General features: G+C 36.0%; 20 protein-coding genes. 9 read left to right on the forward strand and 11 right to left on the reverse strand.

Annotated features, from left to right (window positions below; all coding sequences use genetic code 11):
• Positions 1–56 precede the first annotated feature (56 nt).
• The 4 genes from ACFSTE_RS12255 to ACFSTE_RS12270 are packed head-to-tail and all read left to right on the forward strand — an operon-like array spanning position 57 to position 4,109.
• Positions 57–908 carry a DUF4349 domain-containing protein gene (locus tag ACFSTE_RS12255; protein WP_378253315.1) on the forward strand — a complete coding sequence of 284 codons (852 nt, stop codon included), beginning with the start codon at positions 57–59 and terminating at the stop codon, positions 906–908.
• A gap of 56 nt (positions 909–964) precedes the next feature.
• A complete protein-coding gene (locus ACFSTE_RS12260; RefSeq protein WP_176031016.1) occupies positions 965–1,561 on the forward strand; it encodes a SprT-like domain-containing protein in 597 nt (198 codons plus the stop codon).
• A gap of 2 nt (positions 1,562–1,563) precedes the next feature.
• Positions 1,564–2,640: a mannose-1-phosphate guanylyltransferase gene (locus tag ACFSTE_RS12265; RefSeq protein ID WP_176027300.1), complete on the forward strand. Its 1,077-nt coding sequence runs from the start codon at positions 1,564–1,566 to the stop codon at positions 2,638–2,640.
• 2 nt (positions 2,641–2,642) lie between these two features.
• Positions 2,643–4,109, forward strand: a complete 1,467-nt coding sequence (locus ACFSTE_RS12270) for a DUF389 domain-containing protein (protein WP_176027299.1) — start codon at positions 2,643–2,645, stop codon at positions 4,107–4,109.
• 81 nt (positions 4,110–4,190) lie between these two features.
• Here ACFSTE_RS12270 and ACFSTE_RS12275 read toward each other — a convergent pair whose 3' ends face one another.
• Together ACFSTE_RS12275 and ACFSTE_RS12280 are read right to left on the reverse strand one after the other, a co-directional pair.
• Entirely contained in the window at positions 4,191–4,955 is a 765-nt protein-coding gene (locus ACFSTE_RS12275) for an ABC transporter ATP-binding protein (RefSeq protein WP_176027298.1), read from the reverse strand.
• On the reverse strand, positions 4,955–5,692 hold the full coding sequence (locus tag ACFSTE_RS12280) for an MlaE family ABC transporter permease (RefSeq protein WP_176027297.1): 738 nt from the start codon (positions 5,690–5,692) through the stop codon (positions 4,955–4,957). Before ACFSTE_RS12280 ends, ACFSTE_RS12275 begins: the two co-directional genes overlap by 1 nt.
• Before the next feature lie 114 nt (positions 5,693–5,806).
• On the opposite strand from ACFSTE_RS12280, the gene pafA reads away from it, so the two are divergent.
• Positions 5,807–7,468 carry an alkaline phosphatase PafA gene (pafA, locus tag ACFSTE_RS12285; protein ID WP_378253318.1) on the forward strand — a complete coding sequence of 554 codons (1,662 nt, stop codon included), beginning with the start codon at positions 5,807–5,809 and terminating at the stop codon, positions 7,466–7,468.
• A gap of 131 nt (positions 7,469–7,599) precedes the next feature.
• Here the strand turns inward: pafA and ACFSTE_RS12290 are convergent, their stop codons facing one another.
• The 3 genes from ACFSTE_RS12290 to ACFSTE_RS12300 form a co-directional block, all read right to left on the reverse strand.
• Positions 7,600–8,451, reverse strand: a complete 852-nt coding sequence (locus ACFSTE_RS12290; protein WP_378253320.1) for a glycosyltransferase family 2 protein — start codon at positions 8,449–8,451, stop codon at positions 7,600–7,602.
• 21 nt (positions 8,452–8,472) lie between these two features.
• Positions 8,473–8,997 (reverse strand): methyltransferase, encoded by a 525-nt coding sequence (locus ACFSTE_RS12295; RefSeq protein ID WP_176027294.1) that lies wholly within the window; start codon positions 8,995–8,997, stop codon positions 8,473–8,475.
• A gap of 399 nt (positions 8,998–9,396) precedes the next feature.
• Positions 9,397–9,669 carry a hypothetical protein gene (locus ACFSTE_RS12300; RefSeq protein ID WP_176027293.1) on the reverse strand — a complete coding sequence of 91 codons (273 nt, stop codon included), beginning with the start codon at positions 9,667–9,669 and terminating at the stop codon, positions 9,397–9,399.
• A gap of 113 nt (positions 9,670–9,782) precedes the next feature.
• Here ACFSTE_RS12300 and ACFSTE_RS12305 point away from each other — a divergent pair, with 113 nt between their 5' ends.
• A complete protein-coding gene (locus ACFSTE_RS12305; RefSeq protein WP_176027292.1) occupies positions 9,783–10,154 on the forward strand; it encodes a hypothetical protein in 372 nt (123 codons plus the stop codon).
• A 94-nt stretch (positions 10,155–10,248) separates the two neighbouring features.
• On the opposite strand, the gene gcvP is transcribed toward ACFSTE_RS12305, so the two are convergent.
• Positions 10,249–13,101, reverse strand: coding sequence for an aminomethyl-transferring glycine dehydrogenase (gcvP, locus tag ACFSTE_RS12310; RefSeq protein ID WP_176027291.1), 2,853 nt, complete (start codon positions 13,099–13,101; stop codon positions 10,249–10,251).
• Positions 13,102–13,235: 134 nt separating this feature from the next.
• On the opposite strand from gcvP, the gene ACFSTE_RS12315 reads away from it, so the two are divergent.
• Positions 13,236–14,051: a hypothetical protein gene (locus tag ACFSTE_RS12315; RefSeq protein ID WP_176027290.1), complete on the forward strand. Its 816-nt coding sequence runs from the start codon at positions 13,236–13,238 to the stop codon at positions 14,049–14,051.
• Here the strand turns inward: ACFSTE_RS12315 and ACFSTE_RS12320 are convergent, their stop codons facing one another.
• From ACFSTE_RS12320 to ACFSTE_RS12335, 4 genes are all read right to left on the reverse strand, one after another.
• Positions 14,052–14,306, reverse strand: coding sequence for a hypothetical protein (locus ACFSTE_RS12320; RefSeq protein WP_176027289.1), 255 nt, complete (start codon positions 14,304–14,306; stop codon positions 14,052–14,054).
• Between the two features lie 47 nt (positions 14,307–14,353).
• Complete coding sequence (locus ACFSTE_RS12325; RefSeq protein WP_176027288.1) at positions 14,354–14,632, reverse strand: hypothetical protein; 279 nt, start codon at positions 14,630–14,632, stop codon at positions 14,354–14,356.
• Between the two features lie 4 nt (positions 14,633–14,636).
• The gene (locus tag ACFSTE_RS12330; protein WP_176027287.1) at positions 14,637–15,191 is read right to left on the reverse strand and encodes a sigma-70 family RNA polymerase sigma factor; all 555 of its coding nucleotides are present in this window, start codon (positions 15,189–15,191) and stop codon (positions 14,637–14,639) included.
• 195 nt (positions 15,192–15,386) lie between these two features.
• Complete coding sequence (locus ACFSTE_RS12335; RefSeq protein ID WP_378253324.1) at positions 15,387–16,703, reverse strand: hypothetical protein; 1,317 nt, start codon at positions 16,701–16,703, stop codon at positions 15,387–15,389.
• A gap of 447 nt (positions 16,704–17,150) precedes the next feature.
• On the opposite strand from ACFSTE_RS12335, the gene ACFSTE_RS12340 reads away from it, so the two are divergent.
• Complete coding sequence (locus tag ACFSTE_RS12340) at positions 17,151–19,196, forward strand: SBBP repeat-containing protein (RefSeq protein ID WP_378253326.1); 2,046 nt, start codon at positions 17,151–17,153, stop codon at positions 19,194–19,196.
• Positions 19,197–19,653: 457 nt separating this feature from the next.
• On the forward strand, positions 19,654–22,017 hold the full coding sequence (locus ACFSTE_RS12345) for a M20/M25/M40 family metallo-hydrolase (RefSeq protein ID WP_378253328.1): 2,364 nt from the start codon (positions 19,654–19,656) through the stop codon (positions 22,015–22,017).
• Between the two features lie 63 nt (positions 22,018–22,080).
• Here the strand turns inward: ACFSTE_RS12345 and ACFSTE_RS12350 are convergent, their stop codons facing one another.
• Positions 22,081–24,102 (reverse strand): M3 family metallopeptidase, encoded by a 2,022-nt coding sequence (locus ACFSTE_RS12350; RefSeq protein WP_378253330.1) that lies wholly within the window; start codon positions 24,100–24,102, stop codon positions 22,081–22,083.
• Positions 24,103–24,484: the final 382 nt, after the last annotated feature.

Here is a 24,484-nt window from a genome sequence, read left to right on the forward strand (position 1 = left end):
TAAAACTTTATGGAGGAAATCAATATATAATCGCTGATTTCTAAAATAATATAAATATGGATAAGATGAAAAAATATGGAATGTATATTCTGGGAATTTCTTTGTTTTTTATACTCGGAGGGTGTTCAGAAAACAAAAGCCGGAAAATGAGTTCAGCAGAAATGATTTCTCTGGGAACTGAGACAACAGAAACAGCTATGATTAGAGAAAGTGATCAGAAGCAAACAGTAAAAGAACATACGGTCTCCCTTCGGGATACCCAGAAGATTATTAAAAATGTTCGTTTTCGGGCAAAAGTGGACAGCCTGTATTTAAGGATGGCGACTATAAAAAAAATCGTTAGAGGAGCAGGAGGCTATTTTGCAGAAGAACATTTTGAGGATAATAGCTACGCTAAAGAAAGCAAAGGTGTAATTCGTGTCCCCGAAGCATCACTGGAAGTTGTCATGAGCCGTATAAATGATTTGGTATTGGAAATTGACTATAGAAACAGTAAAGCTACCGATGTAACGATGGAATATATTGATGCGGCTTCCAGATTAAAAACCAAAGAAGCAGTCAGGATTAGGTATGAAGAAATTCTCAGGGGAAAAGCAAAAACAGTAGAAGATGTTTTAATGGCGGAAGGGAAAATAGGAAGATTACAAGAAGAAATAGAAGTGATAAAAGGAAATATGTTGTATTGGAATGATAAGACAGAATATAGTACGCTGGAACTGGAAGTATATGAAGAAATTAAAGAAGGTGTTCTTTCTGGAAAGAAACAAGATACTTTTTGGGAAGATGCACGAGAAGGGATCCATTTTGGCTGGCAGGGAATAAGGCAAGTACTGTTATTATTGTTTTATATATGGCCAGGAGTGGTTATGGCAGGGTTGGTAATTGTATATTTGAAGTGGATTCGGTAGTGAAATTATGGACTAAGCGTATCGCTAAGGTGCGCTTTATTTTGTATTTTGCAACCGTGAAAGAAATTCTTACTAGATATATTCCGGAACGGGCAGTAGAACCAGCATTTTCATTGATTGTAAAATGCAATGTGCATTTAAAAATAGTCAATGAGCGAATGACCAGACATGGTGATTATAGAAGAATGCCGGATGGAAGACATCAGATTACAGTAAATGCGTCATTGAATAAATATCGTTTTTTGATTACACTTATTCATGAAATAGCACATCTGGTATCGTTTGAGAAATATGGCAGGCATATAAAACCCCATGGAATGGAATGGAAACGGACTTTTCAGCACTTGATGTTGCCGTATATTAATCCAGAGGTTTTTCCGTCTAAGTTATTGCCGGTGATAGCAAATCATTTTAAGAACCCAAGAGCGAGCAGTGATACCGACGAGAAGATGTCGATAGCATTAAAGCAATTCGATCCGGAAAATGATAAAAATTATATCTTTGAATTACCTTTGGGAAGCCAGTTTAGGATTTATAATGGGAAGATCTTTCAAAAAGGTAATAAACGCGTAAAAAGATACGAATGTATGGAGGTTAGTACCGGAAGAATGTATCTTTTTAATCCAAATGCAGAAGTAGAACTATTAGACTAAGTATGAATAAAAACTATTATGCCGTTTTAATGGCAGGCGGAGTTGGATCTAGATTTTGGCCAGTCAGTACGACGACGTTTCCCAAACAATTTCACGATATGTTGGGAACAGGAGAGACACTGATACAAAAGACATTTGCCAGATTGACTAAAATTATTCCTGCTCAGAATATTTTTATTCTTACCAATGAACGATATGCCTCACTAGTATTAGAGCAATTGTCAGAAGTAGAAGAAAGACAAGTGGTTACAGAACCGGCTATGAGGAATACAGCTCCGTGTATTCTGTATGCAGCTTTGAAAATACAAAAAGAAAATCCAGATGCCTTATTGGCAGTAGCGCCAAGTGATCATTGGATAGAAAATGAAGATGCTTTTATAGCGGGACTTCAAAAAAGTTTTGATGCATGTGCTAAAAAAGATATTCTGATGACGATGGGTATTCAACCTGCTTTTCCTAATACAGGTTATGGGTATATTCAGTATGAGAAAGAAGAAACAGCTATAAAAAAAGTAACCCAGTTTACTGAAAAACCAGATTACGAAACGGCTAAACAGTTTCTCTCAGAGGGGAATTATCTGTGGAATGCAGGAATCTTTATCTGGAGTGCCAGAAGTATCATCCATGCTTTTGAAAAATTTCAAAAAGATATGGTTGCATTGTTTCGCAAAGGGTCAATGGTCTATAATACTGAGCAGGAGAACGATTTTATTCAGGAAAATTATCCGTTGGCAGAAAATATATCTATTGATTATGCTATTTTAGAGAAAGCAGATAATGTATACGTATTACCAGCTACTTTTGACTGGAGTGACCTGGGGACCTGGGGTTCTTTATATGATAAACTGGATAAGAATGCGGCAGAAAATGCAGTGGTAAATGCTCGTGTGGTATCAGAAGATGCTTCCGGGAATATGATCCGAACCGCTACAGATAAGGTAGTCGTAGTGGATGGATTAGAAGATTACATTATTGTAGACAAGGAAGAAGTACTATTGATCTATCCTAAAAAGAAAGAGCAGGATATCAAAGGAGTTCTTAAAAAAGTAGTAGAGAAATACGGCAACCAATTCGGATAATTATGGAAGAAAATACACAGGATTTAAACGATCAGGAAAAAGAACAACGAGTAGAAGAACAAAAAGAAGCAGTAAAAAAAGATGCCAAAGGACTTTTTGTTAGTATCCTTAGTTTTTTAAGAGAGTTATTAGACTTTAGAGATGATACAGATCGGGAGAGTACTGTAGAAGCAATAAAGAAAGATATTTCGATCAAAGGGGCAACCGCCTGGATTCTGATCTGTTCGATTTTTATCGCATCGGTAGGATTGAACGCGAATTCGATTCCCGTAGTCATCGGAGCCATGTTAATATCTCCGTTAATGGGACCTATTCTGGGAATGGGGCTGTCTATTGCGGTAAATGATATTGATACCTTGAGAAAATCACTTATTAATTTTGGGGTGATGGTGGTGCTGAGTGTATTTACAGCCTTTTTGTTTTTTACTTTCTTCCCGCTAAGAGAAGAATCATCAGAGTTATTGGCGCGAACCCGACCTGATATCAGAGATGTACTGATAGCATTTTTTGGGGGATTGGCATTAATTATTGCCAGAACAAAAAAAGGAACCATTGCCAGTGTAATTTTTGGAGTAGCAATTGCTACTGCCCTGATGCCTCCCTTATGTACAGTAGGGTTTGGTCTGGCAGTAGGAAAATATGGATATGCTCTGGGGGCAATCTACCTGTTTATAATCAATACCATATTTATTGGGCTTGCTACCTTCCTGGTATTGAAATTACTGAGATTCCCGATGCTTAGGTATGCCAACTCAGCTCGTAGAAAATTAATAGCCAGAATCGCTTCTTTTGTAGCAATTTTAGTAATGATTCCTGCGATCTTGACATTTATTGATGTCTATAGAGAAAGCAAGTTTGATAGCCAGACTAAAAACTTTGTGACTAATGAAGTGAAGTCTAATAAATCATTGATGCTGATTGATTGGGATGCGAATTTTAAAACACAGACATTATTCCTTAATTTTTATAATGAAATTACAGAAGCGACAAAAAGTGATTTGTTGAATGAGATTTCCAGTAATCCGTTGTATCCAAGTTTGAAAGATGTAAAACTAAAGATAAAAGGAAGTGATACCAAGAGTTATGAATTGCTTTCTAATGCGTATAAAGATACACGAGAAGAATTGAGTAAGAGCAGGAATATTGTAGAAGGGTTAAATGCTGAAATTGAAGAATTACAAAATAGGATCAAAGACCTCGAGACTCAGCTAGAAGAAGCCAAAGTAACTCCTGTAGTAGGATTGCCGTATAGTACGATTGCAAAAGATGCTAAAATTAGATTCCCGGATCTAAAGGAGTTAGGATATGGAGAGGTGTTGCAGTCTAATTTTATTAAAGTAGATACAGTAAAGGTTCTTTTTCCTATATGGAAATTTCAGGTCTCTGATAGTTTGAATCAATTAAGAAAAGACAAATTAAGAGAGTGGATTACTAAAGAAATGAAAGTCGATACCCTATTGATTAAATAATTGTCAGGTATTGTCAATGCATAGAATAAAAAAAGGACTAGTTAACACTAGTCCTTTTTTTAATTGATAGGTTGAATATTGTTATAGCCCTTTTATCTGAGCATCTCTTACTTTTTTGAACAGGTTAGAAGAATACACAAAATCAGTAACGGCTTTGTTATCTGTTAGGAATATTTGATCTTTATTTCCTTCCCACTCTAAGTGACCTTTTTGTAGAAAGATAATTTTCTCTCCGATTTCCATTACGGAATTCATATCGTGCGTATTGATGACAGTAGTAATATCATTCTCTTCAGTAATCTCTTTGATGAGATTATCAATGACAATAGCTGTTCTGGGGTCAAGTCCAGAGTTTGGTTCATCACAGAATAAGTATTTAGGTCGGGTGACAATCGCTCGTGCAATAGCAACTCTTTTCTGCATTCCTCCACTAATTTCGGAAGGGAGTTTTTTATTAGCATTTTCCAGGTGCACCCTGTCTATAACCTGATGAACACGATCCAACATTTCGGATTTACTCTGTTTAGAAAACATCATTAGAGGAAACATAACATTCTCTTCGACAGTCATGGAATCAAATAAGGCACTTCCCTGAAATACCATTCCCATTTGTTCCCGGAGGTCTCTTTGTTCTTTTGAGCCCAGATCAGAATAGGTTTTTCCATCGTAGCAGATACTCCCTTCTTCTGGAGTAAAAAGTCCCAGAAGACATTTAAGAAATACTGTCTTACCACTACCACTAGTTCCTATAATCAGATTTGTCTTACCACGTTCGAAAGAAGTGGTGATCCCTTTGAGGATTTTCTCTCCGTTAAAACCTTTATGTAAATTTTTTACTTCTATCATTAGCTTAATAGCAATTGCGTGAGTATATAATTAGCGATGACGATAACAACTGTTGTCCAGACAAAAGAGGAGGTGCTCGCTTTACCTACTTCTAGGGCTCCTCCCTTCATATAATATCCGTGAAAAGAAGGGATGGTTGCCAGGAAAAAGGCATATATAAAAGTTTTTATAAAAGCATAGACCAAATGAAATGGAATAAAGTCTTCTTGTAACCCGGAAATGAATTCACTACTAGATACAAACCCACCGTAAACCCCTGCAATATATCCTCCAAAAATACCTACAAACATAGCAATGGCAATCACAAAAGGGTACATTAGCATAGCGATAATTTTAGGAAACACGAGGTAGTTCAGGGAGTTTATTCCCATCACTTCCAAAGCATCAATTTGTTCTGTTACACGCATAGTTCCTATACTGGAAGTAATGAATGAACCTACTTTTCCAGCCATAATAACAGAAATAAAAGTAGGCGCAAATTCCAGAATTACAGATTGTCTGGAGGCAAAGGCAATAAGTTGTTTAGGGATTAAAGGGTTGGTTAGGTTTAAGGCTGTTTGTATAGCGACAACAGCACCGATAAAAAAAGCTAGAAATATTGTAATTCCCAGCGATCCCATTATAAGATCATCAATTTCTTTGAGAATAAGGTTTCTTAGTACAGCGCCTTTGGTCATTCGACTAAAAACCCCTTTCAACATTAAAACATAGCGACCTATGTCATCCAAATAAAACATGTGTTCTTAATTAGAAAGGCTAAAATAGAAAAAAAATATCGAGCGCTTTTAACGAACTAATAAAGTTTTGCATTTATTTATATGGTATTTTTGAGCTTTAAATTCAGAGAAATAATGAAAAACAAATTACTCTTCGCCGTTTTAGTTATAATAGGCGTGTTTTCTGGGATGTCTCAGAAGAAAATAACTGATTCGAATACACCGGTCAACTTACACAGTACTCCTAAGTTAGTGGTAGGAGTAGTGGTGGATCAGATGCGATATGATTATATCACACGCTTTTATGCGAGGTTTGGAGAAGGAGGGTTTAAACGATTAGTAACACAAGGTTTTAATTGTAAAAACAATCACTTTAATTATGTGCCGACTTATACAGGACCGGGACACGCTTCTGTATATACAGGAACAACTCCTCAGAATCACGGAATCATATCCAATAACTGGTATAATAAATTCGAAGAGAAGATGGTGTATTGTGCGGGAGATGATTCGGTAGCACCTGTAGGAACTGAGAGTGTAGCAGGTAAGATGTCTCCGCATCGAATGAAAACCACCAGTATTGCAGATCAGAATCGATTGCATACACAAATGAAAGGAAAAACCATCGGAGTTTCCCTAAAAGATAGAGGAGCAATTCTGCCGGCTGGTCATACGGCAAATGCAGCCTATTGGTTTAAGGGGAGTAAGGAAGGAAACTGGATAACGAGTTCCTATTATGTAGATCAATTACCAGCCTGGGTACAAAAGTTTAATGATGCTAAGAAAGTTGATGCCTATATGAAACCCTGGAATACGTTGTTTGATATAAGTACTTATACAGAAAGTGGTTCAGATCAGAATGCATATGAACGAGGATTTAAAGGAAAAGAAACAGCAACCTTTCCTTATGATTTAAAGAAACTGGGAAAGACAAATGGAGGATATGATATTCTGAAGTCAACTCCTTTTGGGAATAGTCTGACAGCAGATTTTGCGATTGCGGCAATTGATGGAGAGGATTTAGGGCGTGATGCAATTACTGATTTTCTAACGGTTAGTTTCTCTAGTACGGACTATGTAGGGCATAACTTTGGTGTAAATTCCAAAGAAATAGAAGATACGTACTTAAGATTGGATAGGGATCTAAAACGTCTATTCGAAGCGCTGGATGCAAAAGTAGGCAAAGGAGCATATACTTTATTCCTTACTGCGGATCACGGAGCAGTGCATGTACCTGCTTATTTGCAGTCTGTAAAAATTCCTGCTGGTTACTTTGATATGAAGTCGTTTCAGACAGCAGTAAAAACGTTTGTGAAGGAAATGTATAAGGTTGATGGACTTATTAAAAACATATCGAATAATCAGCTCTTTTTTGATTATAAAGTATTACAGGAAAATGCAATTTCCATTGCAGATTTAGAGCGTGCATTGGCTCATTTTGTTTTACAGCAAAAAGAAATAGAAAAAGTATACACGAGAAGTCAGTTAGAAGGAACAAGTTACTCAGAAGGGATTGCACATAGAATCCAGAAAGGGTATAATCAAAAACGAAGTGGAGATATCGTTTTTGTCTTTGATCCGGCTACCATTGTGTATTCTCATACAGGGTCTACTCATGGTAGTGGATTGACATATGATACACATGCTCCGTTGTTTTTCTACGGAAATGGAGTGCGAAAGGGGAGTACAACAATGGAAACCAAAATTACAGATATAGCACCGACTATTGCTGCTTTATTAGGGATATCATTTCCTAACGGAGCAACGGGAGAGGTACTTTCTTTTATATTAGAATAGATAACAATATACTATAGAAGGAAAAAGAGCGCAACAAACTGTTGAGCTCTTTTTTATTTGAAATAACAAAAGATGATACGATTGATAATTATTTTGCAATAAATAGTTTTGTGCTTCTGTATTGAAGCTGTTTATCTCAATATTTTTTCTTTAATTTTTTTCCATCTCAGGGAGCGGATGTATGCCCCTTCTTTTTTAGATACCAAATATGAACATTTATGTTGTTTAGCTTTAAAAAAGCCGATGATATAATCAAAAAACAGTAAAGGTTTCTTTTTTAATAGTGCCAGTTTGATAGAAGCGATCACGGTAATTATAAAACCATATCTCATTTTGTAGAAAGCTTCCCCTTGTTTATACCTGGCTTTGGCGGTATAGGTATGTCCCGTAGGTTTTAGATGTTTGACATGTAGTGTTTCGATTGTTTTTATGGACCACTGATGGTATTGTGCCAGTAACTCATCAACGGTATCCCATCCCATAGCAGTCTTTAAGCCTCCGATTGCTTCGAAACAGGATTTTCTATATGCTTTTAATGCTCCTCGGATATGATCTTTGTTGGTTAAATTTTCTAGTACCCAGGTATCGTTTTTCTGGATATAACAAAAACCTCCTGCCATTCCTACGGCAGGATCTTCTGTAAAAGCAGTGCATATCGTTTTTAGGTAATCAGAAGGGAAGATCAAATCAGCATCAAATTTACAGATAATATCGTATTCCTGATCAATAGAATTATATGCCTGATAGAAAGCATTAATAACTTTGCTTCCGGGAAGGTGGTCTCCGGTTTCAGAAGTTTTGATATAGCTGATGTTTGGGTGTTTTTCTACATAAGACTTGCATATAGTTGCAGTGTTATCTGTAGAGTTATCATCGGCAATAACAATGTTACTGGCAGGAGCTGTCTGGTTTATTAAAGAGTCCAGTGTAGCGCTGAGGTATTTTTCTTCGTTATATGCGGGTATGATAATGTATACTCTCAATGTAAACTTTTTTTAGCAGAACTATTGCTTTTTTCGCTCCGCGTATACAATGTAATACCGAGGAGTAAAAAAACGAAGTAAAGGTCTGAAACCTATTTTTTTTACAGGATGTGTCCATTGTTCTGTTGCTTTGATCTCCCAGCCGGATTTTTCTAAGAGCCAATCGAATTGCCAGGCTTCAAATTCATGGTAATGACGGTCCCAAGGATCAGTTTTACTTCGATAAGCAGGAGAAAACCATAGTCGCATTGGGATCGAAGCTACTAATTTATCCGCCTTGATGTTTTGCAAAACGGTAAAAGGAGATAAAAGATGCTCGAAAATTTCAAAAGCAGTAACAACCTCTGTTTTTTGAGAAAGAGAAGAGGTGTCAATATCGAGATCTTCGCCTTTTGTATTGGTCACGGTATACCCTTCTTTTTTCATGAACTCCACAAAAGGATTTTCTACTCCGAGATCAAGAACAGAAACAGGAGCAGGAACATGCTTGCGTAGAAATTCTAATGTTTTTTTGTAGCGTTTGTGAGGAAAACTCCCTTCGTACATGATATAGTTCTTATATGATAGCCGAAATATAGAGTTTAAAATGGAGATATTTCATTTTTTGTAGAAAGATCTGATAGTTTTTTGAAAAGATTGCCCGGTATTCTAACTAGGGTTACGGAGTTATGAAGGGGATACAGGACAATCTTCTTTATATAATTTTTTCTTTATAGTGGAGTTTTTTTGTTTTTTTTATCTAAAATTATCTGTGTGTAATATTTTATTTATGATGTTATTGAATGTATGTGCTACTTTTTTAAAACAAATGTGTGTCCAAAAATAAAAGGGCAAGTTTTGTTTATGCTGTTTTTCTGTATCCAAAAGTTGAAATAAAAAGCTGTGTGAATTGTACTGATAAATCATAAGGTTCGGTTTCTTTTTTGTGTGTTTTTAAAGAAAAGTTTATGTTTTTCTTAAATGTTTTTTCGTTAGTAAGTCCTTGATTTCTTGATTTTTTTCTTTTTCAAGCATTTTACTGTGGGCAAATGCAATGATAGCATTCTCTATGACTTCATTCTCTCTCTTTCCAGATAAAATGTACGATATGATCGTTTTGGAATAAGGTTTGTTATTTGGTGCTGTAATGTTGTTTTTGGATAAGTGATCTTGAATCTTTTTTACGTGTTTGCTCCCGATTATTTTAATAATAGAGTCGCGTTCTTCCGGTTTTATCATGGGTTATTGGCTAATATTATATTGATAATGACTATATTTGTGAACGAAATGTTATAGTTCTGTATACAAAACTATATAAAATAGTATATATAAACAAATAAAATATAGTTATTTTGGATAAACCGAATAAAATTTTAGATAGAGTAATTGCATTTGCAGAATTTAGAAGGGTAAGCTTGAGGAGTTTTAGTCTTTCGATCGGTGCTAGTGCAGGTTATTTGCATAGGTTACAATCTGTTAATAGTAATATTGGAGGTGATTTTATAGAAAAGATAATCAATTTATATACAGAGTTAAATCCGGTATGGCTAGTTACGGGTAAAGGAAAGATGCTGAAACCGGGAGCAAAGTTGGCAGAAGAGCCGGACGTTTTATACGGACAAAGAGATTTTCTGAAAGAAGCATTGTTACATTATCTCGATGATGAAGATGTGAGAAGTAAGATTATTTCTATAGTTCAAGAGGGAATGGACGAAGAGGAATAGGGGAAAGGGAAATTGTTTTTGGTTTATCAGTGAAAAATAATAAAAAAGGCTAAGTGTACACTTAGCCTTTTTTGTGGAGATTATATAACTGGTATTATGCTTCTAAATAAGCCTCTATTGGAGCACATGTACAGATCAGATTTCTGTCTCCATAGGCATCGTCTACACGACGAACAGATGGCCAGAACTTATTGTCTGCAATATACGGAAGAGGATAGGCAGCTTGCGCTCTGGTATATGGTAGATCCCAAGTGTCAGCCGTAAGCATAGCCTGTGTATGAGGGGCATTTTTTAATACATTATTCGGGTTTTCTGCGGTAGCTTCTGCTATCTCTTGTCTAATTGCTATTAAAGCATCACAAAAACGATCCAACTCAGCTTTGTTTTCACTTTCTGTGGGTTCTATCATAATAGTACCGGCAACAGGGAATGAAACTGTCGGAGCATGGAATCCGTAATCCATTAATCGCTTAGCGATATCCGTAACTTCGATACCGTGTGCTTTAAAAGGCCTGCAATCCAGAATCATTTCGTGTGCAGCACGTCCTCTTTCTCCGGAATAAAGGGTTTGATAATGACCTTCTAGTCTTTCTTTGATATAATTCGCATTTAAGATTGCGTGGATAGTAGCACTTTTTAGTCCATCTGCTCCTAACATAGTGATGTATCCATATGAGATAAGGCAGGCTAATGCTGATCCCCATGGGGCAGAAGATATAGCGGTAATTCCTTTTTCTCCTCCCGAAGGAATAACAGGGTTACCAGGTAAAAATGGAACTAGCTGTTCTGCTACACAAATAGGTCCTACGCCAGGACCGCCACCGCCATGTGGTATAGCGAATGTTTTATGAAGGTTCAAATGACAGACATCTGCACCAATGGCACCTGGGTTAGTCAGACCTACCTGTGCATTCATGTTGGCTCCATCCATGTATACTTGTCCTCCGTTATCATGGATGATTTTGGTGATTTCTTTAATGGCTGATTCGTACACTCCATGAGTAGAAGGGTAAGTAACCATTAAAGCTGCCAGATTGTCTTTATGTTTGATTGCTTTCTCTCGTAGATCTTCTACATCTATATTTCCTTCTTCAGTAGCTTTTGTAACTACTACTTTCATTCCAGCCATTACAGCAGAAGCAGGGTTGGTACCATGTGCTGAAGATGGGATAAGACAGATATTTCTGTTGTGATCTCCTCTGGATTCATGATATGCTCTGATAACCATTAGTCCAGCAAACTCTCCTTGCGCTCCTGAGTTTGGTTGTAATGAAGTTCCTGCGAATCCAGTGATCTCTGTTAATTGGTCTTCTAATTGTTTTAATACTTCCTGATACCCTTGTGCTTGTGCTACCGGGGCGAAAGGGTGAATATTTCCCCATTGCGGATTACTTAATGGGAGCATCTCTGATGCGGCATTAAGCTTCATTGTACATGAGCCTAATGGAATCATAGAATGATTCAGTGATAGATCTTTGCGCTCTAATTTTTTGATATAACGCATTAATTCAGTTTCTGAATGATATGCATTGAATACTTCATTCGTAAGGAATTCAGTAGTTCTTTGTAAATGATCAGGAAGGGTTGTTGTCTGAACATCTATGTTATTCACTTTAGTTGCTGTTTTTCCTTTTAATTGAGCAAAAATAGAGAGGATAGTATTGATGTCATCTATTGTAGTAGCTTCATTTAGAGAAATAGAAACAGTTTCATTATCTGGGTAGTAGAAATTTACTTCTTTTGATTCTGCTATTTCTTTTGTCTTGGCAGCATCAGCTTTTAATGTAATTGTATCGAAATAAGTAGCGTTTACTTGTTGTAGCTCTAATTTTTTTAATTCCTGACTTAGTGTATGGGTGTATGAATGTACCTTATTAGCAATATAGGTAAGTCCTTTAGGACCGTGATATACGGCATACATTCCTGCCATAACGGCTAATAATACCTGTGCAGTACAAATATTAGAGGTTGCTTTATCTCTTTTTATGTGCTGTTCTCTGGTTTGCAGTGCCATTCTCAGGGCTCTATTACCATTTGTATCTTGGGTAATACCAATAATTCTTCCAGGGATATTTCGCTTGAACTCTTCTCTTGTTGCAAAATAAGCAGCGTGTGGTCCTCCGTATCCTAATGGAATACCAAAGCGCTGAGTAGTTCCTACAACAACATCTGCATTAAAACTTCCTGGAGACTTTAAGGTTACCAAGCTCAGAATATCTGCTGCTACAGCAACTTTGATTCCTGCTTCATGAGCCTTTTTAGTAAAATCAGCGTAGTCGTATACCTGTCCTGATTTTCCAGGGTATTGAAGGATTGCTCCGTAGAAAGAATCAGAGAAATCAAATTCCTCATGATTACCAACAACTAGTTCTATGTCTAATGGGGTAGCTCTTGTTTGTAAAAGTGATAGGGTTTGTGGTAGAATTTCTTCTGACACAAAAAACTTAGAAACGTTGTTTTTCTTTTGATCTCTGGATCTGACAGCAAATAACATCGTCATTGCTTCTGCTGCTGCTGTACTTTCATCCAGAAGAGAAGCATTTGCCAGTTCCATTCCTGTAAGATCACAGATCATCGTCTGGAAGTTTAATAACGCTTCTAATCGTCCTTGTGCAATTTCTGCCTGATACGGAGTATAAGCAGTATACCATCCTGGATTTTCCAGAATGTTTCGTTGGATTACTGCAGGTAAACAAGCTTCGTGATATCCTAATCCAATAAAGGTTTTAAAGATTTTATTTTTCGCAGCTAATTTCAGCATGCTTGCAGAATATTCCTGTTCGCTTAAAGCAGGTGGAAGATTCAAGGGGTTATCTAATAAAATATCATCAGGGACAGTCTCGTAGATTAATTGATCTACGGAGTCTACTTTTATAGTATCTAACATGCTATCCAGTTCTTTCTCAGAAGGACCGATATGGCGTAGTTTAAACGAATCAGTTTTCATAGCTAAAAACAGTTGAAAATTAGACGCCAAAAATACGTATTTAATCACTAAAACGTTATAGTTATTTTAACATGGGTGAATAAAGTTTTTAACTAATTTCAGGTGTTATTAACAGATTCACTTAACTTTGCAATGTGAAAACCTTAAAACGAATATTTGACTTCTATGTGAATGGAAGTATACATGTAGCGATTGCTGTTTGCTGTTTGGTTGTTGTAACTTTTATGAAATATGAGTTACCTATTGATTATCAGTTTTTAATCTTTAGTTTTTTAGGAGTTATTGTGGCGTATAACCTGGTGAAATATGCAAATGTTTCCAAGTTGTATCACAAACGACTGACAGGGTCTATGAGAGGGATTCGTTTTCTGACCATAGCGTGCGCTGTGTTGTTTTTGTATTATACATTTCTGATGCCACTTAGAACTGTGGTGATTTTAGTTCCCTTTGTTTTGTTAACTGTTTTGTATGCTTTTCCTGTTTTTCCGAATAAGAAAAATTTGAGGAGTTATGCTGGGGTGAAGATATTTATTATAGGGATTGTTTGGGCAGGAGTTTCTGTACTAATGCCAATTATTCATGTGCGGATCGCCATTGATATGGATGTGTTAGTAGAGACAATTCAACGGTTTCTTTTTGTAGTTGTGATGATGATGCCTTTTGAGGTAAGGGATTTGCAATATGATGATGAAGATCTGGGTACAATTCCACAGATGATAGGTGTTACTAGGGCTAAGGTGTTTGGTGGGGTATTGTTAGTATTCTTTTTGTTATTGACGGGAGCTAAAGAAGAATTGATGTCAGCCGAAATTCTAAGTACAATTTCCATTACAGCAATAAGTTTACTGTTTTTATGGGGTACTAAAAAAGAGCAATCCGAATATTTTTGCTCTTTTTGGGTAGAAAGCGTTCCGATTATGTGGCTGGGAATCCTTCTGGTGCTTAGGTAATTATTCGTTCATCTTCTCCAGGATATTTTTCTTCATAACCTCTTTCTGTTCTTTGCATAATGTTTGAGGTTTTCCCTTTTTTATGCAGTCAGATAATTTTCCGTTCTTTTTGCTGTATGCTCTGGTAAGCGCACAGAAAATAAGTCGGATGTTTAATTTTATAATCTCTAGCAAAGAAGCTTCTCCATATTGATTTTTATCACAAATCATTTTTGCTTCCTCATGAGAAATGAATAGTCTGTTACTTCGTTTCATAGCAATGTCTTAATTATTCTGGGGGTCTCTAGGGATTTTTAAATTGTTTACGATTGAATGGATTGGTTGCTACTTTTTTTCATTTCCTGTTGTAATCTTTTTTTCATAATTTCTTTAACCTCCTGGTTAATTGTTATGACTTTGGCCTCTTTCATAGTATTAGTAAGTTTTCGGTTTCTTATTACATATTTTTGACATACACGGCAATATAACACATGAATTTTCAAACGTATTTTTTCCCAGAAAGAAGCTTCCTCGTATTGATCTTTGTCGCAAAAGAGATTCGCTTCTTCACAATTAATAAAAAACTTACTAGCCTTGCTCATAATTCTAAAACCAATTTTTTTCTAAGCACTCAGCCATCGCTGTTCTTGCTCTATGGATTGTTACCCATAGATTAGACGCAGTAATATTAAATTCATTACAGATGGCTTCTGTATCAAACCCTTGAATGGTTTTCATTTTGAAAATAAGAGCCTGCTTTTCGGGAAGTTTTTCAATGCAATTATGTATTGCTAATCCTAGTTCTTTATTCTCAATTTCATTTTCTGCATTAAGGTCAAAAGGATCTGCTACTTTTTCCTCTAACCAGTCTCCTTCTGATTCGGAACTGTCATTGTAATTTATCCGTACTTCTGCCTTTCCTTTGTTACTATTGATCTTTCGGTAGTGGTCTATAATTTTTCTTTTCAAAATAGAAACCAGCCAGGTACGTTCACTAGCTTCTCCTTTAAAATTTTTCATAGATTTAAGTCCGGCAAAGAAGGTCTCCTGAACTAAATCCTGAGCAATTTCTTTATCGTCTACTCTTACAATGGTGTAATTGAATAAGTAATCACCGTACTTATCCACCCATATGTTGGGGTCAATAGTATTTGTGGACATATTTTCTTATTGTGTTTATCAAAAATAGAATAAAAAGTTGAAATAATATTTATTGATTCTTTTTTACAATCTTATTAAAGTTAAAAAAGAATTCTCAATACTAACTTTTTAAAATGAAGGAATATTTTAATTATCAGTTGTTTTGTCTTATAATGCTATTTGTTTTTTTTATAGTAAAAATATATTCTAATACGATTAATTTTTTCGTATTCTGTATGTAATTCTTCGATTTGTGATAATAGTTCGTTTGCCTAGTGCTATAGTAAAGCGAAGGTTATTAGCTAATGCAGTTACTCCATTAAACCCATATGTGTTTCCGCCAAGATCGATTGCTGAGGAGATAGGAGTTTCATCATTAAAATTTCCATCATTGTCTGAGTCAATCAGGAGTCGTAAACTGGAAGTGGTAATTCCTGTAATCCCGCTCAGGTCGAATTGCATATCAATGTCACCTACATTTACGGGCGTACCAGTAGTGCTAACCTCACTAACCCGCCAAACTCTGTCGAACCTGGCTGTTATTCCGGTTGGGATATCTGTAGTGTTGTTTATAAGTAAGGTTCCATTGTCATGTCCCCACATAAAAAATTCATCATTATTTAAGTTTGTAGGATTTGATATTCGTACAATTCCGGTTCCCTGAGAATCATTATGCAGATTCGTAGCATTAACTCGACCAATACCGGCAACATCATGATCGTAATTTCCTGCCGCAATATCATCTTCATTATATACATCAATAGGGATAGGGATATTTGCGTATTTGGCACTTAAGTAATTGTCTACGATAATTATTTGGGCAGCATTAAGTCTGTTGTTGTATAGTAATATTTCGAAAAAATCTCCACTTGCTTCATCTGCAGAGGCTGTTGCTTTACCAATTCTGTCAAAAGGAATTCCTTTGTTGGTTGCTCCAATATTTAAAGCTTGCGTTGCAGTATTTACTCTTACATCTAGATTGGAAGAAGTTCCTGTTTTATGATAGGAGATGATTGCGTTTGTTCCAAATGGAGAAGCAATAGTAGTGCTGTAATCTGCAACTCCGTAGTGGGTAAAACCAACTCTACTAGTATTGAACCATTGTTCTGCTCTAAGGGAAAAAGTGCCATTGTCAAATAAAGTATGAGAAGGACCAGTATTGACCGTATTGGTTACAAAAAAAGTACTACCGTTGGTATAAAATCCGGTTGTACTGTTATTCATTAATTGAGGGGTTGCTGCATTAGAATCAAAGTTGACAGCATTGAATGTTCCTGTTGTATAGGTAGGGCGATTTGCTCCTGTTTGTGTAAAATGATTCGCACTTCCACTAAAATCAGACCATTGAGAAACAGCAGTTCCATTGGTAGGATTATCAGTGTTATCGCCATCAGCATCAAGATCGTCAGATTTTAACCAAACACGAAGAGAAGAACTGCCGTCAGTGGTTCCGACACCTCCAGGTCCAGTTTGACCAATCCCGCAAAAAGGGATCAGTAGTATACAGCCCCAAACGAGTATTAAGTATTTCATAATAAAAACGATTTTTCGATTTCCCCCTTTCGAGTGTTTTTATTTTCTAAAACATACAATCTATCTATAATAAATAAAGCAAGGGCTTCTGAAAAACTAGAATAAATAACAAGCATTTAATTCTAGCGTAGAATTTTCTATTATATGTTTTCTTTTTTGCCTTTCAAGGTGCTTAAATATACGATAATAAAAGGACTTAAGGGGCAGAGGTGTTTTTTAGAGGTTCTAAAGAGAAGGATTGCCGTTATTTTTTAGAAAACAGAAAAAGTCATGATAAGCTGATTTAATGAAATGAATTTGTAACGATGGTTAAGGAGGCTAGTCGTCGTCATGTTTAAGACTCTAAAATTAGGATACTTTATAAACTTATTTTGTTATTCATTAAGTCATTTACTTTTTCCATTCAGGAAAGGGTATACTTGGGGAGTAATCCTTAAATTCAACTAGATGAAAAAAAAATATTTTTGCAAAAAACAATCATTATTACTGATGCTTGTAGCTATATGTTATTCAGGTTTGCTGGCGCAACCTAGTTACCGATGGGGGCATACTATTAATGAACAACCACCATATGGAGGTATAGGGGGAGTTAGTTATGGAGAAGGAATCACAATAGATAGTCAGGGCAATATTCTTACTACAGGGTTTTCATATGGGAGTTTTGATTTTGATCCAAGCCCTACGGGGCAGGCAATAACTAATGGAGATAATTCAGCAAATGTTTATATCCAAAAATTAGATAATGAAGGTAATTATCTGTGGCATAGGTATTATGGTGATGAAAGCGCGACTGCATTTGGGGAATCTCTGACTACAGATGCTGATAGTAATATATATATTGTCGGGACTTTTTCAGGAACACTTTTTTTTGGAAATAATGTAAGTATTTCTTCTAATGGTCATACTGATGTATATGTACTAAAACTAGACTCTAATGGAAATGCTATATGGGCTAGGAACTTTGGGCTTTCTGGATATGATGAAGGCGGTGAGATCTTTTATAATAAAGATACAGATGAGCTCTATTTTTCAGGAACGTATTCCACTATTCAGACCCCGTCATCAGTAACAGATGATACTTTCTTGTATAAAATAAGCCCTACCACAGGAAATGATATTTGGTTTAGGACTTATGGTAGTGTTCACCATGAAGAAGGAAACGGTATCACAGGGGATGACTTAGGAAATATCTATATGACAGGGACTTATTTTAAAAAATTAGACTATCGTGATTTCTCTTCAGGAAATACAGTTGCAAATCTATTGTCAACGGGATCAACAAATCGAAATGCATTTGTTTTGAAAGTTAATTCTAATGGAAATGTAGTATGGGCTAAAGGATTTAATAAACAACCTAATGTGCAACCTGGAGAAAGAATTGAAGGTAATGTAATAACTATAGATGAGAATAGAAATGTCTATATCGCAGGTACTTTTAAGGCGACTGTTGATTTTGATCCAAACGCTACTAATTTTATTGCCTCAAATCAAGGCCTAAAAGATATATATATTGTATCATTAAAGGCTTCAGGAGAGTTTCGATGGTTTCAGCGTGTAGAGGGAGGAAATACGGCAGCATATGATCGAGTAGAAACGATTACTGTAGATAATCAAAATGGAGTACTCACAGGGGGGACTACTTCTTCTGGAGGCTTGTTTATAAGTAGGCATGCGACCGCTAATGGAAATATACACTGGATTCATAAAGGAGGATCAGGAGATGTAGGAAGTATCGTAACAGGGAATTGTAATCAGGTGTATGCTACCGGAGGTTTATTTTCTAACACGAATGATTTTGATCCGGACATCAATACAACTCTTTCATTACCACTTATAGGTCATACTAATGCATTTAATATAGCATGGGGGGCTAATACTCCTCCTGTATTAGATCCAGCATTTACATATGAAGTATGTATGACTACATTAAAAGTAGCAGGAGTAAATCAAGTGGCAGGAGCGAATCCGAACTCCGATTGGCATCTTATAGAATACTTTCCGGGGACAAGTACCGAAATAGTAAGAGAAAGTATTTATTGGTGGCAACAACCAGCGCCTTATCTATACCATACAAATCCTATAGTATTTAATTATCAATTACAGCCAAGACGTTATTATTATGTAAAACATGGGGTGTATTTAAATGAGTGTGCACCTTGGAAAGAAGCCAGAAAATATGGAATTACAACCAATAATATTCCTTGCCCAAGAGGAAAAATAGCTGAACTTTCAATACAAAAAACAATACAAAAACAGCTGCCTAACCTGGAAAGTGTAAAATTGTTCCCTAATCCAGTAAATAATATGCTAAATATAGAATTTGGGATTTCAAAAATCATGTCTTATACGATCTTAGATTTTTCGGGAAAGCGCGTTATGGAAAAAGAATATTTAAACGGTGCTGTAGATGTGTCAGGTCTAAAGTCAGGAAATTATATGCTTCAAATAAAAACAGCTAATGGTGTGTATGTTAAAAGATTTGTAAAAGAATAATCCTAACTGTGAATAAAAAAGTCTTCTACAATTATATTTAGAAGACTTTTTCTATTTCCTGAGATATAGTAAAAATACCCTTGTTTTTTTGGATAATATCAAAAAGTCAAGATGGATTTTATTGTGCCTTACATCATTGCCGGAAAAAAGGAGTGGTTTTTAGTAAGTGATGGTAAGTACTGTATTATCTCACTATGAATAGATATTTTCAAAAAGCTTTTTTTGTTCTAGCATAAAATTTTCTATGTGTATGCTTTCTTTTTTTGGTTTCCAGCGTGTTTTAAATAGTACGATAATAAAAGCACTTAGGCGACAGATGTATTGTATAGTTGTTCTAAAGAAAACGATTGTTGCTGTTTAAAGAGAAGTGAAAACAGTTTTTATTTTGAGGAGATACCGTTGTTATGTTGTCGTAAAAATATGTATGTTAGGAACATAACACAAACTCACTTTAAAAATGAAAAAAATAAATTTATTTATTTCAGTGCTCTTGGTATGTCTATATGTTTCCAATGGATATGCACAGCAAGAGAAAAAAGAAATGTTCTACGCGACAATGGAAACAAAAGATGCTATAGCTCTAAAAAAAGGACATCCCGAAGATGTGAAAGTAATTGCTTCTAAAAATGGTTTTAGTGCTGTGATGCTAAGCCATAATGCCGCAGAAGAATTACATCACAAGGTATTGGTTCATGGACCAGGTTTTGTTTATGAACATTCAGAAAAAGATGCACTTCGAACTATCGAAAATGAACAAAATAGGAAATCGACACAGCGAAGAGTTTCTTATACGATTACTCAGGATCGATTGGTTAAAGAAAGTTTGGATTTGGTTAATAATGTAAATATCGCCAACCAGATAAAGGAGTTGGAGCGATATGGGACCAGATATCATACAACTAGTAAGGCCAAGCAATCAGTTACAGATTTAAAAAGAAAATGGGAGCAACTAGCTGGAAACAGGAGTGATGTTTCTGTCCGGTTAGTTAATCATAACAGTACCTCAATGCCATCATTAGTCATGACGATCAGAGGAACAGAAAAACCTGATGATTATGTCATTATAGGAGGGCATATTGACTCTGTAAGTCCAGAAAGAACAACGAATGCTCCTGGAGCAGATGATAATGCATCTGGTATTGCCACTATAACCGAAGCGGCAAGGGTGTTATTTCAAATGAATTTTAAGCCGAAACGAACCATAGAGTTTATGGCATATGCAGCTGAAGAAGTTGGGTTGAGAGGGTCTAAAGAAATTGCAGAAGACTATAAGCGAAGAAATGTAAATGTTGTTGGTTATGTGCAGTTTGATATGACTAATTATAAAGGGTCTTCCAGAGATATCTATATTACTGATGATAGTTATAATAGCCAGACATTAAATAGTTTTTTGCGACAGTTAATGGATCATTACAATGTTTCGGGGACACATAAGTTTACGTACGGAACCTCTAGATGTAATTATGGATGTTCTGATCATTATAGCTGGGCGCAACAGGGATATCAGGTTTCTTTCCCGATAGAAGCTACTTTCAGGGAGAGTAATCCTAATATTCATACGACAAGGGATACTTTCGACAGGTCACCAACCCCAAATGCGACTCATGCAGCCAAGTTTACGAAATTGGCGTTAGAGTTTTTAATAGAAGTAGGAAATGGAGTTAGTGGCGGAGGAGACCCGGTTTACTGTGCTTCTAAAGGGAAAAAAGTAACTGATGAGTACATTGGAAATGTAAAATTAGGAAGTATTGATAATACAACCGATGGATCTAATGGTTATGGGGATCACACAGGAATTTCTACAAATTTATCAAAAGGAAATTCACATACAATAACGATTACTCCTAAATGGTCAGGGACTGCATATGATGAAGGGTATGCTGTATGGATTGATTATAATCAGGATAAAGATTTTAAAGATGCTGGAGAATTGGTCTGGAGTAAGGCTGCTTCCAAAACCAGTCCGGTTAATGGAAGTTTTACAGTACCTTCTTCTGCAAAGAATGGGAGAACACGAATGCGGGTGTCTATGAAGTATAACGGGATCCCGACAGCTTGTGAAACATTCGATTACGGCGAAGTAGAAGATTATACAGTAGTGATTGGAGGAACTACAGGAGGTGACACACAGGCTCCTTCGGTGCCTGGTGGGCTGACGTCTTCTAATGTGACGCAGAATTCATGTACCCTTTCATGGAATGCTTCTACTGATAATGTAGGTGTGACAGGCTATATACTGTATAGAGGATCTACTAATTTAGGAACTGTGTCCGGAATATCTAAAAATGTTTCTGGATTAGCTGCCAGTACAACCTATGAGTTTAAGATTAAGGCTAAAGATGCTGCGGGGAATGAATCTGCTTTTAGTGATGCGATACGTGTGACAACTACAGGTAATAGTGGGGATATCTGTGATGGAGTTCCTGCATATGATTCATCTCAGAATTACCAGGTTGGAGATAAGGTGACTTATTTTGGACGTTTGTACGAGAAAACAAGTAGTAGCTGGAGGTTTTTAGGGAACTGTGGTACTTCAGGGAAGAGTACTTTGAAAAAAGGAGAAATGTTGGTTGAAGATGCAGCAGTGATTCAGTTTTCTCCTAATCCTGTTAAAGAAGAATATCTGACAATTTCAATTGGAAATGAATTGTGGAAAGTGAAAAAACTCCTGATTTCTGATATGAATGGAAAAATTATCAGAAAAATAGCTTTAACAGATAAAATAACCAAGTTACTGATTTCTGATCTTGCCTCGGGAACTTACTTTATTTCACTGGAAGGAAGTGCTAAAAAATACACTCAGCAATTGTTGAGAGAATAACGGTCAATAACCATACTAATTGTAAAAGCCATTACCTTTTTTCTAAGGTAATGGCTTTTTTCTTTAAGCGATTAAACCGGCACGTTTGAGTAAGGCTTCTGGTTTGGGTTCCTGTCCTCTAAAACGTTTGTATAATACCATTGGGTTTTCTGTTCCTCCTTTAGAGAGTACATTATCTCTGAATTTATGAGCGGTTTTTTCATTAAATATGCCGTTCTCTTTAAAGTATTCAAATGCATCAGCATCCAGTACTTCTGCCCATTTGTAGGAATAGTATCCAGAAGAGTATCCTCCTTGAAAAATATGAGAAAAAGCTACACTCATACAGTTTTCTGCTACTTCAGGGTATAAGGAAGTTTCCTGGAAAATAGTTTTTTCATGTTCTTTTACATTGGTAATTGCAGAAGGATCTTTGGCATGCCATGACATGTCTAATAGCCCGAAGCTCAATTGACGTAAGGTCGCCATTCCTTCCTGAAAAGTAGCAGATGCTTTTATTTTTTCTACTAATTCCATAGGAAGCAATGCTCCAGTTTCATAATGTTTAGCGAATAATTCTAGTGCCTCTTTTTCATAGCACCAGTTTTCTAATATTTGGCTGGGGAGCTCTACAAAATCCCAGTATACATTGGTTCCAGAAAGACTGGGATAGGTTGTGTTTGCAAGCATACCATGCAGTGCGTGACCAAATTCATGGAACAATGTTGTAACCTCATTAAAAGTTAATAAAGACGGTTTGCTAGGAGTGGGTTTTGTGAAGTTGCAAACAATAGAGACATGAGGTCTGATATTTTTGCCTTCTTTTTTCATCTGAGGTTTATAAGAAGTCATCCAGGCTCCATTTCTTTTACCAGCTCTTGGGTGAAAATCCGCATAGAGTAAAGAAATAAAATTTCCTTCTTTGTCTTTTACATTATATGTTTTAACTTCTTCATGATAGGTATCGATATCAAAAACCTCTTCAAATTCCAGACCGAACAATTTAGATGAGACCTGGAAGACTCCATTGATAACATTCTCCAGTTTGAAATAAGGTTTTAGTTTTTCATCATCCAGATTAAAACGTTTTTGTTTTAGTTTTTCGGAATAATAAGCCCCATCCCATTTTTGAAGCTGATCTATACCATCTAAGTCTTTGGCAAATTGCTCTAATTCTTCATACTCTCTACTAGCAGCAGGCTTGGCTTTTTGAAGGATTTCATTTAGAAAGGAAGTGACATTCTCTGGTGTTTCTGCCATGCGTTCTTCCAGAACATAATGCGCATGCGAATTGTACCCTAAAAGTTGAGCACGTTGATGTCTTAGGGTAACAATTCTTAAAACAATTTCTTGATTGTCATGTTGATCCCCATGGAATCCCTTAGAACCAAAAACCATGGATAGTTTTTTTCGAAGCGCTCTGTTAGAAGCATATGTCATAAAAGGGATGTAGCTAGGATAATCCAAAGTGATAATCCATCCTTCTTTATTTTTACTTTTGGCAATGGCTTGTGCGGCTTCTTTAGCCCCTTCTGGTAGTCCATCCAGATCAGATTCCTGGGTGAGGTGTAATTCGAATTTATTAGTTTCTGCTAGCACATTTTCTCCAAAAGACAAGCTCAATTGAGCTAATTCTTTATCGATATTTCGAAGTTGCTCCTTTTTGTCATTAGGCAATTTAGCTCCGTTTCGGGAAAAAGACTTATATCTTTTATCCAGTAAGGTAATTTGTTCTTCAGAAAGTGTAAGCTCGTCTTTTTGATTGTATACACTTTCAATTCGATTAAAGAGTTCAATGTTTAATGCGATATCATTCCTGAATTCAGATAGTAGAGGAGATATTTTCTGAGCAGCTTGCTGGATCTCATCTGTGGTTTCTGCACTATTTAGATTAAAGAAAATACTGGTAATTCGATCCAGTAATGCGCCACTATAATCCAATGCTTCAATTGTATTCGAAAAAGAAGGTGTCTCGGTAGTATTAACTATGGAGTCTATTTCTTTTTTAGCCTTGTCAATTGCTTCCTGAATGGCAGGAAGAAAATGTGCAGGTTGTATCTTGGAGAAGGGGGAATGGTCAAATAATTCTAATAATGGATTATTCATTTTATAAATACTGTTTAGTTTTTTGTTAAATACTATGTTTTTTGTCGAAAAAGTGTGCTTTTAATCGAAAATTGCCTTTTTATTATGGTTTTTATTGCTCTACCTAATATTAATACCAGTAGATTTGCCATAGGTTTATTAGTAATGGTTAAGCTATAGAAAAATAAACATTATTGCTATTAGGGGTATGAATAACAATAATTATTTCTTTAGTAAGACCAAATATATTGAAAGAGCCACAAACCTGTGGCTCTTTTTTTATTTTACTCAATTTATAAAAAAAGACTTTCTTTATCTGGATTGCTATATTTTAAGAAAAAAAAAGTAACTTTATGAGTATGAAGGAGGTTTGATTCCTTGTCGAAAAAACAAAATTATACCT

It is taken from the genome of Aquimarina hainanensis (genome assembly GCF_042684685.1).
Taxonomy (GTDB): domain Bacteria; phylum Bacteroidota; class Bacteroidia; order Flavobacteriales; family Flavobacteriaceae; genus Aquimarina; species Aquimarina hainanensis.

What these genes read in the sequence shown, in the direction of transcription:
- ACFSTE_RS12340 (WP_378253326.1), top strand. Translation starts at nt 17,151, where the DNA reads ATGAAAAAAAAATATTTTTGCAAAAAACAATCATTATTACTGATGCTT.
- ACFSTE_RS12255 (WP_378253315.1), top strand. Translation starts at nt 57, where the DNA reads ATGGATAAGATGAAAAAATATGGAATGTATATTCTGGGAATTTCTTTG.
- ACFSTE_RS12280 (WP_176027297.1), bottom strand. Translation starts at nt 5,692, where the DNA reads ATGTTTTATTTGGATGACATAGGTCGCTATGTTTTAATGTTGAAAGGG.
- pafA (WP_378253318.1), top strand. Translation starts at nt 5,807, where the DNA reads ATGAAAAACAAATTACTCTTCGCCGTTTTAGTTATAATAGGCGTGTTT.
- ACFSTE_RS12300 (WP_176027293.1), bottom strand. Translation starts at nt 9,669, where the DNA reads ATGATAAAACCGGAAGAACGCGACTCTATTATTAAAATAATCGGGAGC.
- ACFSTE_RS12265 (WP_176027300.1), top strand. Translation starts at nt 1,564, where the DNA reads ATGAATAAAAACTATTATGCCGTTTTAATGGCAGGCGGAGTTGGATCT.
- ACFSTE_RS12275 (WP_176027298.1), bottom strand. Translation starts at nt 4,955, where the DNA reads ATGATAGAAGTAAAAAATTTACATAAAGGTTTTAACGGAGAGAAAATC.
- ACFSTE_RS12335 (WP_378253324.1), bottom strand. Translation starts at nt 16,703, where the DNA reads ATGAAATACTTAATACTCGTTTGGGGCTGTATACTACTGATCCCTTTT.
- ACFSTE_RS12325 (WP_176027288.1), bottom strand. Translation starts at nt 14,632, where the DNA reads ATGAGCAAGGCTAGTAAGTTTTTTATTAATTGTGAAGAAGCGAATCTC.
- ACFSTE_RS12345 (WP_378253328.1), top strand. Translation starts at nt 19,654, where the DNA reads ATGAAAAAAATAAATTTATTTATTTCAGTGCTCTTGGTATGTCTATAT.
- ACFSTE_RS12320 (WP_176027289.1), bottom strand. Translation starts at nt 14,306, where the DNA reads ATGAAACGAAGTAACAGACTATTCATTTCTCATGAGGAAGCAAAAATG.
- gcvP (WP_176027291.1), bottom strand. Translation starts at nt 13,101, where the DNA reads ATGAAAACTGATTCGTTTAAACTACGCCATATCGGTCCTTCTGAGAAA.
- ACFSTE_RS12295 (WP_176027294.1), bottom strand. Translation starts at nt 8,997, where the DNA reads ATGTACGAAGGGAGTTTTCCTCACAAACGCTACAAAAAAACATTAGAA.
- ACFSTE_RS12270 (WP_176027299.1), top strand. Translation starts at nt 2,643, where the DNA reads ATGGAAGAAAATACACAGGATTTAAACGATCAGGAAAAAGAACAACGA.
- ACFSTE_RS12350 (WP_378253330.1), bottom strand. Translation starts at nt 24,102, where the DNA reads ATGAATAATCCATTATTAGAATTATTTGACCATTCCCCCTTCTCCAAG.
- ACFSTE_RS12330 (WP_176027287.1), bottom strand. Translation starts at nt 15,191, where the DNA reads ATGTCCACAAATACTATTGACCCCAACATATGGGTGGATAAGTACGGT.